The organism is Pseudomonas sp. AK106, assembly GCF_053903055.1.
In genome coordinates this window covers 723,644-741,515 of the sequence record NZ_CP096426.1, presented here as the reverse complement: position 1 = coordinate 741,515, position 17,872 = coordinate 723,644, and the positions used below count along the sequence as shown (strand labels likewise).

At 60.8% G+C, this 17,872-nt stretch carries 4 protein-coding genes; 1 reads left to right on the top strand and 3 read right to left on the bottom strand.

Annotated features, from left to right (window positions below; translation table 11 throughout):
* Positions 1–233: 233 nt before the first annotated feature.
* From M1E04_RS03340 to M1E04_RS03330, 3 genes are read right to left on the bottom strand one after another with little or no spacing between them, the layout of a single operon-like run.
* On the bottom strand, positions 234–1,607 hold the full coding sequence (locus tag M1E04_RS03340) for an HlyD family type I secretion periplasmic adaptor subunit (RefSeq protein WP_065988308.1): 1,374 nt from the start codon (positions 1,605–1,607) through the stop codon (positions 234–236).
* Positions 1,597–3,750: a type I secretion system permease/ATPase gene (locus tag M1E04_RS03335; protein WP_192133623.1), complete on the bottom strand. Its 2,154-nt coding sequence runs from the start codon at positions 3,748–3,750 to the stop codon at positions 1,597–1,599. Before M1E04_RS03335 ends, M1E04_RS03340 begins: the two co-directional genes overlap by 11 nt.
* A gap of 49 nt (positions 3,751–3,799) precedes the next feature.
* Positions 3,800–5,149, bottom strand: a complete 1,350-nt coding sequence (locus M1E04_RS03330) for a TolC family outer membrane protein (RefSeq protein ID WP_192133622.1) — start codon at positions 5,147–5,149, stop codon at positions 3,800–3,802.
* Between the two features lie 402 nt (positions 5,150–5,551).
* Between M1E04_RS03330 and M1E04_RS03325 the strand changes: the two genes are divergently transcribed.
* Positions 5,552–17,815, top strand: a complete 12,264-nt coding sequence (locus M1E04_RS03325; RefSeq protein ID WP_456292398.1) for a retention module-containing protein — start codon at positions 5,552–5,554, stop codon at positions 17,813–17,815.
* The last annotated feature ends 57 nt before the right edge of the window (positions 17,816–17,872 follow it).

Below are 17,872 nucleotides of genomic sequence, written 5' to 3'. Positions count from 1 at the left end.
CTAGCAGGCGCGCCGCAGTTTTATAGTAGGACCGGCTTTAGCCGGGAAGAGGCCAGTGTGAACACCACACATCTGCGGTGTGACACCCGACGCTTTCCCGGCTGAAGCCGGTCCTACAGGGGAAGAGGCCCGCGTGAACACCCTACATTTGCGGTGTCACGCTTGACGCTTTCCCGGCTGAAGCCGGTCCTACAACGAGCGGGGCCAGTCCCACAGCCGTCAACCATCTACCATCAACGCTCGTGCAATGCCTCGGCGCGGGCTTTGAGGACGGGTTTGAGCATGTAGCTCAGGATGGTTTTCTTGCCGGTGATGATGTCCACCGAGGCGACCATGCCAGGGATGATCAGCAGCGGGTGCTCATCGGTGCCGAGGTGGCTGCGGTCGGTGCGCAGTTTGATCACGTAGAAGGTGTTCTTCTTCTCTTCGTCCTGAATGGTGTCAGCACCGATCTGTTCCAGCTTGCCTTTCAGCCCGCCATAAATCGTGTAGTCATACGCGGTGAACTTGATCATCGCCTCCTGACCCGGGTGCAGGAAGGCAATGTCTTGCGGGCGAATGCGCGCTTCCACCAACAGCGTGTCATCCAGCGGCACAACTTCGGCGATGTCGCTGCCCGGCTGAATGACGCCGCCAACGGTGTTGACCAGCATCTGCTTGACCACGCCGCGCACCGGCGATGTCACCATCGTGCGGTTGACGCGGTCTTCAAGGCCCTTGGCCGTCGACTGCGCTTTGGAAAGGTTGGTGCGCGCTTCATTCAGTTGCGTCAGCGCGTCGCTGCGGAATTTGCCACGGGTTTCATCGATCTTGCGCTGCACTTCGGCAATCGCCGCCTGTGCGCGAGGGATCGCCAGCGTGGTGCCGTCCAGCTGACCACGGGTTTCCACCTCGGATCGTTTCAGCCGAAGGATGTCCACCGGCGACACCGCGCCCTGTGACACCAACGGCTCGGACATGCCGATCTCCTGTCGCAACAGGCCGAGGCTGCTGCGGTACTGCTCCTGCTTGGAAGCAAATTCGCGCAATTCCTGCTGGCGTTGAATCAGCTGCTGCTGCAAACCACCGACCTCATCGACCAACTGCTGACGGCGGCTCTTGTACAGCGATTCTTCATTGGACGCCTGATTCGGCACCAACTTGCGCGCTTCGGCGCTGATGTTCAGTGGCCGATCGTCGACCTCGGCGCTCAGGCGCTCGACGCGCAACTGCATCGCCAGACGATCCGCTTCAGTCTCACCCACGTTGGAGGCAAAGCGAGTGTCGTCGAGACGAATCAGCGGGGCGCCGGCGTCGACAATCTGGCCGTCGTGGGCATAGATCTGCGCGACGATGCCGCCTTCCAGGTTCTGGATTTTCTGGATCTTGGTCGACGGAATGGCCTTGCCCTCGCCCTTCGTCACTTCATCGATCACGGCGTAGTTAGCCCACACCAGCAAGAAAACGAAGAACAGGATCACGGCCCAAATGGTCAGCCGCACGATGCGCGGGGCGTCGTCGACCAGTGCCTTTTTGACTTCCGGCAGCGCCTGGCCTTCAAGAGAAGGCGAGCCTTTGAAATAGCCGAAAATGCCGCCACCGGAGTTTTGACCTGACTTAAGCAACACTGATCTGCCCCTTCTTCAACGCTTCCATAACGGCGGCTTTCGGGCCGTCGGCCACGATCTGGCCGCGGTCGATGACCACCAGGCGATCAACCAGGCTGAGCAACGAAGCTCGGTGTGTCACAAGAATCACGGTCTTTTTCTCGATAACGCCATGCAGGCGCTGCTTCAAACGTTCTTCGCCGGTGTTGTCCATGGCGCTGGTGGGTTCGTCGAGCAACAGGATCGGCGGATCGAGCAACAAGGCCCGCGCCAGCGCAACGTTCTGCCGTTGACCACCGGACAGGTTCTGCCCGCGCTCGCCCACCTGCAACTCATAGCCCTGGGGATGCAGGCTGGCGAATTCATGCACGCCGGCCAGTTCAGCGGCCTGCAGCACCATCTCGTCGTCGACGTAACGCGCGCCGGAAATCAGATTGTCCCGCAGCGTGCCTGATAACAGTTGAATGTCCTGGGCCACGTAGCCGATGTTGTGGCGCACTTCGCTGACGTCGATCTGACGAATGTCGACGCCATCCACCAGCAGCGAGCCTTCGTCTGGCTGATACAGACCCACCAGCAGTTTGGCCAGAGAGCTTTTCCCCGAACCGCTGCGGCCGATGATGCCGACCTTCTCGCCCGGGCGGATCACCAGATTGATGTTGCGCAGGGCCAGGTTCTGTTGATTCGGGTACGTGAACTCCAGATTGCGGAATTCCATGGCGCCCTGCAGGACCTGACGGCTGAGCGGACGCTCGTCGAAGTTGCGTTCCTGGGGCAGCTCCATCATCTGATCGACCGAGACCATGGTGACTTTCGCTTGCTGATAACGGGTCAGCAGGCCGGACAATTGCGCCAAGGGGCCTAAAGCACGACCGCTGAGCATGTAGCACGCCACCAGGCCGCCCATGCTGAGGACGCCGTCCATGATCATGTAGACGCCGAAACAGATCATCGCCACGCCCGCCAGTTGCTGGATCAGCAGGGTGATGTTCATGGCGAGACCGGAAAGCACTTTGACGCGCAATTCCAGGCGGCTGAGCGTGCCGATGGTGTGTTCCCACTGGTACTGACGCTCGCTTTCGGCGTTGTTGACCTTCACGGCGTCGAGGCCGGCGAGGGTTTCAATCAGGCTCGACTGACGCTCGGCCCCCAGCGCCATGGTGCGTTCAAGGGTGGAGGTCAGCGGTTTTTGCAGGAAGTGGCCGATGCCCAGCGCCAGCGGGAAGGCAATGATCGGAATCCACACCAGATGCCCGCCCAGCAGCGCGATCACCAACAGGATGATCAGCGTGAACGGCAGGTCAATGAGGCTGGTCAGGGTCAGCGACGTGAGGAAGTCACGCATGCCCTGAAACTCATGGATGTTCTGGGCGTAGCTGCCGACCCGCGCCGGGCGAAACTTCATCGCCATGCCGACGATACGCTCGAACAGCGTGGCGGAAATGATCAGGTCGGTTTTCTTGCCGGCCAGGTCCAGGCACAGACTGCGCAGGCCCTTGAGCAAAAGATCAAACAGGAACGCGCCACAGATGCCGGTCGCCAGCACCCACAATGTTGCGGTGGCCTGGTTGGGCACGACACGGTCGTAGACATTCATGACAAAAAGAGGGGTAGCCAGCGCGATCAGGTTGATCACGAAGCTGGCAGCGATCGCGTCGACGTAAAGCCAGCGAGACAGCTTGAGGGTGTCCTTGAACCAGGAACGAGCGCGCGGGATGAGCGAGCCCTGGGTGACGTCAAATTTATGTTGCGGCTGTGCGAAAAACACCCGACCGCTGTAATCCTGAGCCAGCGCTTCGGTTTCGATCAGCACTTCGCCGCCGTTGCTTTCGCTGATCAGCAGGCGGGCAGACTCGCCCTCCCAACCGAGCAGAACGGCAGAGCGCCCTTCCTTCAGCAGCAGCAAGGCGGGCAATGCGATCTCGGGAATCTGGGTGAGTTTGCGTTGCAGCAAACGCCCCTGCAAACCTGCCCGGGCTGCGGCGCGAGGCAGCAAATCCGGGCTCAAGCGTTGGTCGGGCAATGGCAGACCGGTGGTCAGCATGGCCCGGCTCGCCGGTTTGTGATGCAGGGCACAGAGTGTCAGCAGCCCGTCGAGTAACGGATCGTCGTGCTGGCTGCGTGGATCATGACCTAATTGAGCCGAAGGTAATTCCAAGTCCACGCTGACACTCTCTTTCTTAACAGTTAAAAGAAGCTGACCCCGTCAAGAATCAGTTCATGCCCGGCAGCTGAACGGTCGGTTTCACATCGTTCTGCACAACCGATGCCATCGGCGCGACGACGCCCTGGCTTTTCAGCAGCGTGCCCATGTCCGCCTTGATGCGGTATTGGGTGTACATCTGCAGGTTTTTCAGCTGCATCAGACGCTGTTGCGCGGTGAACAACTCGTTCTCGCTGTCGAGAAGGTCGAGCAGGGTACGCTCTCCCAGACTGAATTGCTGCTGGTACGAGGTACGCACGCTGTTGGCACGCTCGACGTACTGCTGAGCGATCGGCAGCTGGGCGTTGGCGTTGTTGTAGGCGTTCCAGGCCAGGCCCAGTTCTTCGTTCAACTGACGCAGCGCGTTGTTGCGGATATCCAGGGCCTGGCTCGACAGGTACGACTTCGACTGCAGGTCAGCCTTGTTGCTGCCACCGGCGTACAGGTTGAAGCGCATGCGCACCATGGCTTCCCAGCCATTGTTGTGGCCTTCGTCGCCGCCAATGTTGTTATCGGCATTGCGGCCCAGTTCCGCATCGAAACGCGGGTAGTAATTGGACTGCGCCGAGGTGTACTGCTTTTCAGCGGCCACGATGTCGGATTCGGCCGAGCGCAGCACCGGGCTGTTCTCCAGCATCTGGCGACGGGCTTCGTTCAGATCGGCAGGCATCATCGCGAACGGCGACGGCGCTTCAAGTTGGTCAGCTTCCAGACCAACGGCACTCAAGTAATTGGTTTGGGCGTCGGCCAGATTGGTTTGTTCGGTGATCAGGTTGTTGCGGGCTTGTGCCAGACGGGCATCGGCCTGGTCCATATCGGCCATACGCCCCACGCCGCGGGAAGTGCGCAGTTTGATTTGGTCGTAAATACGTTCGTGACTCTTCAGGTTCTCTTCGGCCAGCCGAACCATTTCACGTTGAGTCAAAACATCCAGATAGACCTGCGCAACTGTCAACGCCGTACGTTCGGTTGTATTTAGCAGCGAGTATGCCCGGGAATTGGCGGTGGCTTGTTGACGCGCAACTTCGTTACTTGTTGCGTAGCCGTCAAACAGCATTTGCTGAAGACGGATTTGCGCTTCGCCGCGGTCCAGCGTCTGGTAGTCGTGACGACCGGTCGAGGCACGGGTGCTTGGCGTATCGGAACCGGCCCGGCCGTAGCCCGCCGTGACATCGACACGCGGCAGGTAGCCGCCTCGTGCAGCGCGCAGCGCATAGTCCTGGGCGATACGGGCATTAATGCCGGCCTGCACCTCGGGATGCTCGTCCATGGCTTTCTGCATGGCGGACTGTAGCGTCTGGGCCTGAACGAAACCGGCACAAAGGATAAGGGGTACAGCAGTGAAGAGGTGCTTACGCATTTTGGTGGTTTCCCGAGAACGTACTTGTTCAAAATGCAGCAATACACACTGCCGCATCGTAAAAATGGCCATTGAAGTGATCGTTTCGAGAGTGTTCTGAAGGGCGCTTGCGATCACACTGCAGAAATACGCGATCTCATCAAATATCAATGTGACATTACGGAAGCGATTGTTTAGGATGTCGCCGAATAGGTCAATACTTTGGCAGAAAGTTAATTCCTGTGCCGACCTGCTGTTAATAAATTGGCGCCAGATTACGTGCAACTTAATTAGTTCCCTAAGTTGTTATCTGGCGCCGGAACAAATGCGAATCTTTACGTATTCCAGTAATGAAGCGGCGTTAGTTAAGGCCGGTCGGCATGATGGATACCAACTGAACGGTAATTTCGGAGAGTCACCCCCATGAGCAGTGTTGTTGCCATCGTCAAAAGCATTGTTGGCCAGGTCGTCGCAGTTTCCCCGGAAGGGATTCGTCGTGTGCTCATTGAGGGTGACCGGTTGTTCACCGGCGAGCAGGTTCTGACAGGCCCGGGAGGCGCAGTCACGCTGCAGCTTGCCGATGGCCGTCAGCTGGACATCGGCCGTGACAGCCAGTGGAGCGCAGACGCACCGGCTTCTACGACCAACCTTGCCGAAGCCACCGCGCAAGCCGCACCGTCCGTTGCGGAATTGCAGCAGGCGATCGCGGCCGGCGCGGACCCGACCAAAGACCTCGAAGCCACTGCGGCAGGTCCGCAAGCGGCGCCAGGTGATGGCGGCAACGCAGGCGGCGGCCACAGCGTGGTGATGCTCACCGAGACCGCGGGCGAAGTGAATCCGACCATCGGCTTCCCGACCAACGGCCTGGCGGCAACCGCTGTGCCCCCTCCTACCCTGAGTAACGGTCTGGCGATCGACAACGGCAATGGCAACGGCACCCCCGCCGCGCCGCAGCCTGCCGGCACCCTGACACTGACCGCTACTCAGACGCTGACCGAAGCCGGCGGCGCGCTGGTGTACACAGCAAACGTCACTCAGGCGCCGACTTCGGACCTGACAGTCACCCTGTCCAATGGGGCGACCATTGTGATTCGTGGCGGCGACACGTCGGGCTCGACCACTGTTCAAGTGGCTGACACCAATACGCCGTACATCGACCCTTCAGTTATCAGCACGACCATCACTGGCACAACGGGCGGTGGCGGCCTGATCGTGACGACCGATCCGACGCCGGCGGTGACCACCATCACCGACACCATCGACACCACTTTTGCCAGCATCACCGGCACTCAGTCGGTGATTGAAGGCCAGGCCGCCACGTACACCATTACGCTGAGCAACCCGGCGCAGACCGAAGTCACGATCAACCTGACCTACAGCGGCACCGCTACCGACGGCAGCGACTACACGCAAGTGGTCAGCGTGAAGATCCCTGCCAACAGCAGCAGCGTCACCTTCGACCTGAACACCCTGAATGACACGATCCCGGAAGGCGTTGAAAACGTCACCGTGGCGATCGGCGCCATCAGCGGCGGCAACTTCGAGAACGTCGCTGTCAGCCCGACCAATGGCAGCGTCACCACCACCATCATCGACAACGACGCTCTGCCGGTTGTCGATCCCAATGGCGGCGCCAACGGCACCAACAGCGAAACCACCTTCACCGAAGGCCAGGCTGGCGTTTCGATCGCCGACCAGTTGACCGTCACCGACGCCGACAGCCCGACGCTGCAAGGCGCGAAAGTCACCCTGACCAACCCTCAGGACGCCGACACTCTAGTAGTCGGCAGCCCGAACGCGAACATCGCGGTCAGCACCGCCACCGTCAACGGCCAGATCGTATTGACCCTGACCGGCGCCGCCACCGCAGCCGAATACGAAGCCGTGATCAAGTCGATCACCTTCCAGAACAGCAGCGAAGACCCGAGCGTTGCCGATCGCACCATCACTGTGACCGTCAATGACGGCCAGAACGACTCCGCACCGGCCACCAGCATCGTGCACGTCGTCGCCGTCAACGACGCCCCGACCGTGTCCTTCACCAGCACCGATTACGTCGAAAACGGCGCGCCTCAGGCACTGGTCAACAACCTGCAGATCGGCGACGTCGACGGCGGTCAGTTGAGCGGCGCGAAGATCACCGTGACCGGCGTTCAGGCCGAAGACCTGATCGCATCGCCGTCCTTCCAGGGTGGCAACAGTGGCACGACGGCTTCGGGCATCAGCTACACGCTGGGCAACGACGCCAACGGTAACGTCGTCATTCAGTTGAACGGCAACGCCTCGATCGCTGACTACACCACGCTGATCAACTCGATCACCTACGCCAACAGCAGTGACGCGCCGATCACCACCCCACGGGGCGTGACCATCGAAGTGACTGACGTGGACACCCACGGCACCAACAACCTGACGGGCAGCGCCACCGGCGAAGTCGCCGTCACGCCGGTCAACGACGCACCGACCGTCATCGACGCATCGGGCCAAGGCGACGAAGACACCGCCATTGCCGTCAGGCTGACCGGCACTGACGTCGACGGCACCATCGACCACTTCAACCTGGTCAGCCTGGCGGCCAACGGCACGTTCTACGCCGATGCTGCCGGTACCCAGGCGCTGACCAGCCTCAGCAACATCGCCGCCACCGCCAACGGCGCAACGATCTACTTCAAGCCGAACGCCAACTGGGCGGGCGACACCAGCTTCACCTACACCGCAGTCGACAACCAGGGCCTGCAAACTGGCGCGCCAGCCAACGGCATCATCAACGTCACGCCAGTGGCCGATGCGCCGATCGTCACCGTTGCCAACGCACAAGGTAATGAAGATTCGGCGATCAAGCTGACCCTGAGCACCGCGCTGGTCGACACCGACGGCTCCGAATCCCTGGGCCCGCTGGTTGTGTCCGGCATTCCCGTCGGCGCCGTGCTGACGGATGGCACCCACAGCTACACCTCGATTCCGACAGGCGACGGTGCTGTTTATATCGACGGTTGGGACCTGAACAACCTGACGATCACCCCGCCGAAAGACTTCAACGGCCCGATCACCCTGCAAGTGAGCTCGACGTCGACCGAAGGCGCCAACCAGGATTCGGCCACCACGACACAGGCGCTGATCGTCAATGTGACGCCTGTGAACGACGGCCCGGCGGTCAACTTCGACAGCGTGACCTACACCGAAAACGGTGCGCCGATCGCGCTGGTGAACAATTTCAGCATCACCGACATCGACAGCACGCAACTGAGCAGCGCGAAAATCACGCTGACCGGTGTTCAGGCTGAAGACCTGGTGGTGTCTCAGTACTACAAAGGCGGCACCACCGGCCTTACCGACCTGGGCATCACCTACACCCTGAGCAACGACGCCAGCGGCAACATCGTGATCGACCTGACGGGCAACGCCTCGGTCGCCAACTATGAAACCCTGATCAAGTCGCTCACGTACGCTGACAACAGCGAAAACCCGAGCACCGTACCGCGTGGCGTGAGCATCTCGGTTACCGACCTCGACGCCAACGGCACCACTGACCTGACCGCCGTGCACGACGGCCAGATCAACGTGATTGCCGTCAACGACGCTCCGACCGTGAACGCGGCTCTGGGCCAAGGCGACGAAGACACTGCGATCGCGGTCAACCTGACCGGCGCTGATGTCGACGGCACCATCGACCACTTCAATCTGGTCACCATGGCCGAGCACGGCACGTTCTACGCCGACGCCGCCGGTACGCAGGCGCTGACCAACCTCAGCAATATCGCCGCCAGCAACAACAGCGCGACAATCTACTTCAAGCCGGATGCCAACTGGGCCGGTGACACCAGCTTCACCTACACCGCGGTCGACAATCAGGGCCTGCAAACTGGCGCGCCAGCCAACGGCGTCATCAACGTCACGCCGGTGGCAGACGCCCCGATCGTCACTGTTGCCGACGCCCAAGGTAATGAAGACTCCGCGATCAAGCTGAACGTCAGCACCGCGCTGGTCGACACTGACGGCTCGGAATCTCTCGGCCCGTTCGTGGTGTCCGGTATTCCAGTCGGCGCCGTGCTGACGGATGGCACCCACAGCTACACCTCGATTCCGACCGGCGACGGCGCTGTCTACATTAATGGCTGGGACCTGACCAACCTGACGATCACGCCGCCGAAAGATTTCAACGGCTCGATCAACCTGCAGGTGAGTTCGACGTCGACCGAAAGCGCCAACAAGGACTCGGCCACCACGGTTCAGTCGCTGACCGTGAACGTCGGGCCGATCAACGACGCGCCAACTGTCACCTTCACCAATCCTGACTACGTCGAAAACGGCGCGCCTCAGGCATTGGTCAGCAACCTGCAGATCGGCGACGTCGACAGCAGCCAGTTGAGCAGCGCGAAAATCACGCTGACCGGCATTCAGGCCGAAGACCTGATCGTTTCCCAGTACTACACCGGTGCAAACAGTGGCACCACCACTCTGGGCATCAGCTACAACCTCAGCAACGATGCCGATGGCAACATCATCATCGACCTGACCGGCAAGGCGTCGATCGCTGACTACACCACGCTGATCAACTCGATCACCTACGCCAACAGCAGTGACGCCCCGATCACCACCCCACGCGGCGTGACCATCGAAGTGACCGACGCTGATGCCAATGGCACCAACAACCTGTCGGGCAGCGCCACCGGCCAGATCGGCATCACGCCGGTCAACGACGCGCCGGTCGTGAACAACACCGCAGGCAAGGGCGACGAAGACACGCCGATTGCCGTCAAGCTGTCGGGCGCTGACGTCGATGGCACCATCGACCACTTCAACCTGGTGTCGATGGCCAGCAACGGCAAGTTCTATGCTGACGCTGCAGGGACTCAGGAGCTGACCAACCTCAGCAACATCGCCGCCACCAACAACAGCGCGACGATTTACTTCAAGCCAACCGAAAACTGGGCGGGCGTCACCAGCGATTTCACCTACACCGCTGTCGACAATCAGGGCCTGGCCAGCACACCGGCAACCGGAAACATCAGCGTCACACCGGTGGCCGATGCTCCAATCGTCACCGTTGCCAACGCACAAGGTAATGAAGATTCAGCGATCAAGCTGAACGTCAGCACCGCGCTGGTCGACACAGACGGCTCGGAATCCCTGGGCCCGTTCGTGGTGTCCGGCATTCCAGTAGGCGCCGTGCTGACTGACGGCACCCATAGCTACACCTCGATTCCGACCGGCGACGGCGCTGTCTATATCAATGGCTGGGACCTGACCAACCTGACGATCACGCCGCCGAAAGACTTTAACGGCTCGATCAACTTGCAAGTGAGCTCGACCTCCACCGAGCTGACCGGCCAATCGGCAACCACGACTCAGTCCCTGACCGTGAACGTCGCGTCGGTGAACGATGCGCCAGTGGTCAACTTCGACAGCACCACTTACACCGAAAACGGTGCGCCGATCGCGATCGTCAACAACTTCAGCATCACCGACGTCGACAGCACTGAGCTGACCAGCGCGAAGATCACGCTGACCGGTATTCAGGCTGAAGACCTGATCGTTTCCCAGTACTACAAAGGCGGCAGCGACGGCACCACCGGCACCACCGATCTGGGTATCAGCTACAAGCTGAGCAACGACGCCGACGGCAACATCGTTATCGATCTGACTGGCAAGGCTTCGGTGGCCAATTACGAAACCCTGATCAAGTCGATCACCTACGCCGACAACAGCGAAAACCCAAGCACTGCACCACGCGGCGTGACCATCGCTGTGACCGACGCAGATGCCAACGGCACCAACAACCTGACCGTCGTTCACGACAGCCAGATCAACGTGATTGCCGTCAACGACGCCCCGACCGTCAACGCGGCACTGGGCCAAGGCGACGAAGACACTGCCATCGCGGTCAACCTGACGGGCGCTGACGTTGACGGCACCATCGACCACTTCAACCTGGTGTCGATGGCCAGCAACGGCAAGTTCTACGCTGACGCTGCAGGGACTCAAGAGCTGACCAACCTCAGCAACATCGCCGCCACCAACAACAGCGCGACGATTTACTTCAAGCCAACCGAAAACTGGGCGGGCGTCACCAGCGACTTCACCTACACCGCTGTCGACAATCAGGGCCTGGCCAGCACCCCGGCAACCGGAAACATCAGCGTCACACCGGTAGCCGATGCCCCAATCGTCACCGTTGCCAACGCACAAGGTAATGAAGACTCGGCGATCAAGCTGGACGTGAGCACCGCGCTGGTCGACACCGACGGCTCGGAATCCCTGGGCCCGTTCGTAGTGTCCGGTATTCCAGTGGGCGCCGTGCTGACTGACGGCACCCACAGCTACACCTCGATTCCGACAGGCGACGGCGCTGTCTATATCAATGGCTGGGACCTGACCAACCTGACGATCACGCCGCCGAAAGACTTCAACGGCTCGATCAACCTGCAAGTGAGCTCGACCTCCACCGAGCTGACCGGCCAATCGGCAACCACGACTCAGTCCCTGACCGTGAACGTCGCGTCGGTGAACGATGCGCCAGTGGTCAACTTCGACAGCACCACTTACACCGAAAACGGTGCGCCGATCGCGATCGTCAACAACTTCAGCATCACCGACGTCGACAGCACTGAGCTGACCAGCGCGAAGATCACGCTGACCGGCATCCAGGCCGAAGACCTGATCGTTTCCCAGTACTACAAAGGCGGCAGCGACGGCACCGCGGGTACCACCGATCTGGGTATCAGCTACAAGCTGAGCAACGACGCCGACGGCAACATCGTTATCGATCTGACTGGCAAGGCTTCGGTTGCTGACTACGAAACCTTGATCAAGTCGATCACTTACGCCGACAACAGCGAGAACCCGAGCACTGCACCACGCGGCGTGACCATCGCTGTGACCGACGCAGATGCCAGTGGCAGCAACAACCTGACCGTCGTTCACGACAGCCAGATGAACATGATCGCCGTCAACGACGCTCCAGTGGTCAACGCTGCATCGGGCCAGGGCAACGAAGACACCACCATCGCGGTCAAGCTGTCTGGCTCGGACGTCGACGGCACCATTGACCACTTCAACCTGGTCAACACGCCAGCCAACGGCACCTTCTACTCCGATGCCGCCGGCACTCAGCCGCTGACCAACTTGAACAACATCGCTGCGACCAACAATGGCGCGACGATCTACTTCAAGCCGGACGCGAACTGGGCGGGCGATACCACCTTCACCTACACCGCTGTTGATAACGAGAACCTGCCAGCCGGCACCACCGCAACTGGCACCATCAACGTCACGCCGGTGGCTGATGCCCCGACCGTCACCGTCAGCAACGCCCAGGGCGATGAAGACACCGCGATCCAGATCAATGTCAGCACTGCACTGGTCGACACCGACGGTTCGGAAAGCCTGAGCGGCCTGACCGTGGGCGGCATTCCGGTTGGCGCTGTGCTGACCGATGGCAAAAACAGCTACACCTCGATCCCGACCGGCGACGGCAAAGTCGTCATCGATGGCTGGGACCTGACCACGCTGACCCTGACGCCACCGGCTGACTTCAACGGTTCGATCACCTTGCAGGTGAGCTCGACGTCGACTGAACTCACCGGGCAGAAAGCAACCGCCACCGGCTCGCTGACCGTCAACGTTGCCGCAGTGAACGACGCGCCAGTGGTCAACACCGCCACAGGCACTGGCAACGAAGACACCCTCGTTGCCGTGAAGCTGACCGGCTCTGACGTCGACGGAACCATTGACCACTTCACCCTGGTCAACACGCCTGCCAACGGCACGTTCTACTCCGACGCGGCCGGTACTCAGCCGCTGATCGGGACCACCAACATCCCCGCCACCGACAACGGCGCGACGGTCTACTTCAAGCCGGACGCGAACTGGAATGGAAGCACGCCATTCACCTACACCGCCGTCGATGACCAGGGCCTGGCGTCCACGACTCCGGCAACCGGCACCATCACAGTCACGGCCGTCAACGACGCGCCTGTGGTCAACTTCGGCAGCATCACTTACACCGAAAACGGTGCGCCGATTGCGATCGTCAACAACTTCAGCATCACCGACGTCGACAGCACTGAATTGACCAGCGCGAAGATCACGCTGACCGGTATTCAGGCTGAAGACCTGATCGTTTCCCAGTACTACAAAGGCGGCAGCGACGGCACCACCGGTACCACCGATTTGGGTATCAGCTACAAGCTGAGCAACGACGCCAACGGCAATATCGTTATCGATTTGACCGGCAAGGCTTCGGTAGCCAATTACGAAACCCTGATCAAGTCGATCACCTACGCCGACAACAGCGACAATCCGAGCACCGCGCCACGGGGCGTGACCATCGCTGTGACCGACGCAGATGCCAATGGCACCAACAACCTGACCGTCGTTCACGACAGCCAGATCAACGTGATTGCCGTCAACGATGCCCCAGTCATCGGCCACACCGGCAGCGGCAAACAGTTCGGCAACACCTGGAACGAAACCGCCGTGGGTGGCGATGTCACCGCGCCGGGCAAAGGCCCGGGTCAAATCGCTCGCGATTTCACCCTGAACGACGCTGACAGCACCTCGCTGAAAAGCGCGACCGTCACGCTGACCAACTTCAAGGACGGCGACGTCCTGAATGTCGGCAAACCGGGCGCCCTGACCTACACCGTCAGTGATGTAAAAGACGCTTCCGGCGCGGTGACCGGCAAGACCATCACCTTTGGTGCAGGCACTGCGGCCCAGTACCAGACGGCGATTCAGTCGATCACTTTCGACAGCACGTCCCATGATCCGTCGAAAGAAAACCGCCTCATCAACATCACTGTTGATGACGGCAGCGCGGTCAACAACATCGCGTCCACGACCTCGACGATCCACATCACTACGGTCAACGATGTACCGACCGTGAGCACTGCGTCGGTTGCCTTCACCGAAAACGACGCAGCGGTCTCGATCGTCAAGAACCTGAACCTGGCCGACGTCGACAACACCACCCTGAGCAAGGCAGTGGTTTCGGTCGATGTGAAGGCAGGCGACGTGCTGACGTTCACCGGCACTGCGCCGAAAGGCGTCAGCGTGGTAGAAACTCACAACGCCGACGGTCTGGTGAACGGCTTCCAGATCAAGGGCATCGCGTCCATTGACCAGTACAAGGCGCTGATCCAGTCGATCACCTTCAACAGCCCGGGCGACAACCCTCAGGCGGGTGACCGTGCCGTAACCGTCCAAGTGACCGACTCCGGCGCGAAAGGCGACGGTACGGGCACGCAGGATTCGCTGGTTGCCGGCAGCACAATCACCGTCACCGCGGTGAACGACGCTCCGGTCATCGGCCACACTGGCGATGGCAAGGAATTCGGCAACACCTGGAACGAAACCCTGGTCGGCGGCGATGTCACTGCGCCGGGCAAAGGCCCAGGCTTGATCGCTCGCGACTTCACCGTCAGCGATGCCGACAGCCCGACGCTGCAAAGCGCTACGGTCACACTGACCAACTACAAGGCGGGTGATCTGCTGGCGATCGGCAACACCGCTGGCCTGAGCGTCACCACCACCGATATCGTCACCAACAACGTTGTGACCGGCAAGGTCATCACGTTCGGTGCGGGCACGGCGGCTCAGTACCAGACGGCGATCTCGTCGATCACCTTCGACAGCACGTCCCACGACCCTGTCAAAGACGACCGCATCATCAACATCAGCGTCAACGACGGCAGCGCCACCAACAATATCGTCAACACCACGTCGACGATTCACATCACGACGGTCAACGATGTGCCAGTGGCCGACGCCACAACCGGCAGTGGTAACGAAGACAGCCCGGCCATCGCCGTGACGCTGAGCGCGACCGACGTGGACAGCACAATCGACCACTTCAACCTGGTCGACATGGCGGCACACGGCACCTTCTACGCCGATGCAGCCGGCAAGGTCGCGCTGAGCAGCCTGAGCAACATCGTCGCAGTCGGCAACGCTGCAACGGTGTACTTCAAGCCAGCCGCCGATTGGGCGGGCAGCACCTCGTTCACCTACAAGGCCGTGGACGATCAGGGTCTGGCGAGTTCGGTCAACGCCACCGGCACCATCAGCGTGGCACCTGTTGCCGACCAACCGCTGGTGACGCTGGGTTCCGGCGTGGTTCAGTCGACCGGTCTGGTGAAAGACGTTTATGTCGGCACGCTGAAGAACATGGGCACCGACGGCAACGGCGCCAATGAAGCGACCATCAAGGCCGGCTTCAACACCACCGTGGATCCGACCACGCATAGCGTCGCAAGCGGTGCACAGGACTCGTCCGTCGCGGTCGGCACCGGCACCAAGCTGTCCGGCCTGATTTACATGGAAGCCGGCCACACTTACACCTTCTCCGGCACCGCGGACGACAGTCTGCTGATCACCGTAGGCGGTCAGACCGCAGCCAACGCCACATGGGGCGCGGGCGGCAAGATTCAGAGTGCGGGCTTCACGCCGACGGAGTCCGGCTACTACACCCTGGACGTCTACCACTACAACCAGGCAGGTCCGGGCAGCTACAACATCAGCCTGACCGACAAGAACATCAGCACCGGCGCCTCCCAGACCGTGGCCCTGAACGGCAGCAACGTGCTGCTGTTCGCAACGGTCGATGACCTCAAGGCTTCCGGCCTGAACGTCTCGCCGTTGCACGAAGGCACGGTTGGCAGCGGTGAGGGTTATTACACCGGTTACGAGCTGAACCACGGCACCGAAGGTACCGCGATCAAGCTGAGCCCGGTCAAAGCGGTGTTCGGTGACAGCCTCGACGGTTCGGAGACTCACGTCACCACCCTGAGCGGCGGCGCACCGGCCGGCTCGATCCTGACCGACGCAGCGGGCCACACGGCCACCGTGACGACTCACGTCGAAGACGGCAAAACCGTGATGGACACGATCGACGTCAGCAACTTCGACCTGTCGACGCTGAGCATCACCACGCCTGACTACTTCAGCGGCAAGTTCACGCTCAACGTCACGGCGACGGCGACCGAAGCGACGGTTCCAGGCGTCCCAAGCGCGGTGGCCAGCGCCAGCGACAGCAAGGCGATCACCGTCACCGTCGAGTCTCAGACCTACAACTCGAGTGAAGGCCTGGCCGGCACCGACCCGACGCCGATCACTGGCACCACCGGTGGCGACATCATCGTTGGCGACGTCAGCGGCACGACCATCGTGCAGGGCAAGAGCTACAACATCGCCTTCATCGTCGACAGCTCGGGCAGCATGGGCAAATCCCTCGACACGGCGAAAACCCAGCTGCAGTCGGTCTTCGAGAAACTGGCGAACGGTGCTCAGACGGCCAATGCAGGCAAGATCAACGTGCTGCTGGTGGATTTCGATACCAACGTGCGCTCGACCGTTTCTGTGGACATGTCTGACAAGGCTGCCGCCCTGAAAACCCTGGCCGCTGCTCTGGCGACCATGACATCGGGCGGTACCACCAACTACGAAGATGCCTTCAAGACCACGGCGAACTGGTTCGCCGGTTTGAACAGCACCAACCCGACGGGCGAGAACCGCACCTACTTCATTACCGACGGCGAGCCTAACGTTTACCAGAACACCAGCACGGTGCTCGGTACGGTGAACGGCACGGCCATCACATTGGCGACGGGCCTGGAAAGCTGGCATCTGGGCAGCACGTATTCGGTGAACGGCAAAGTCGCCATCGACACCGTGGGCCACGTTTACAGCTACGCCAGCAGCACGACCGGCAAGCTGATGGGCACCCTCGCCAGTCATGCCGACGGCAAGGGCGGTACGGAATACAGCCTGAATTCGCCTGAAACCAACGGCAGCAGCGTCGTGCTGGCTGAAGCGGACACCGGTTACGCACTGTTGCTGAAGCAGTCGCCGACCATCGAAGCGATCGGCCTGAACTCGGCGGTCAAGACGAGCACGCTCAATCACTACGACAGCGACGGTCACGCGCAGACCAACGTCAACGCTGACGATCTGGCCAAAGCGGTACTGGGCGACCAGAAAGATATCGCGCCGGGCAGTGACACCCTCAACGGTGGCGACGGCAATGACATCCTGTTCGGTGACCTGATCACCTTCAACACCCAGGGCGGCATTACGGCGCTGAAGGCGTTTGCGGCGGACACGCTGCACGTCAACGTGTCGACCATCGATGACAAGACGCTGCATTCGTTCGTGACCAACAACCTTGACGCAGTGGCTCACCTGGCCAATTCGTCGTCGACGTCGCAGGACGGCAACGACACCCTGCTGGGCGGCAATGGCAATGACATTCTGTTCGGCCAGGGTGGCAACGACATCCTCAATGGTGGCAACGGCAACGACATCCTGATGGGTGGTAAAGGCAACGACATCCTCACCGGTGGAGCAGGTGCCGATACGTTCGCCTGGAAAGCAGGCGACACCAACAGCGGTGGCTTTGACGTGATCAAGGACTTCAACAAGGGCGAAGGCGACCGCATTGACCTGCGTGACCTGCTGCAGGGTGAAGACACCGACACCCTCAGCAAGTACCTGCAAGTCACCAACGATGGCCGTGACACCATTCTGCAAGTCAGCACCACCGGACAGTTCGCGTCGAACGTGACCGCAGCCGCCGCTGCCAACACGGCCGACGTGCACATCAAGGTGGAGGGCGTGACCTGGAGCAATGCCATGGTCAACTCGCTGGTGAGCGGTGCGGATCCGACCATCAAAGTCGATCACCACTGATAGCTGAGTCGCGAGAGCTGTTGTACTGTGCTGGCAGCCGTCCCTGACGGTTGCCAG

What these genes read in the sequence shown, in the direction of transcription:
- M1E04_RS03325 (WP_456292398.1), top strand. Translation starts at nt 5,552, where the DNA reads ATGAGCAGTGTTGTTGCCATCGTCAAAAGCATTGTTGGCCAGGTCGTC.
- M1E04_RS03330 (WP_192133622.1), bottom strand. Translation starts at nt 5,149, where the DNA reads ATGCGTAAGCACCTCTTCACTGCTGTACCCCTTATCCTTTGTGCCGGT.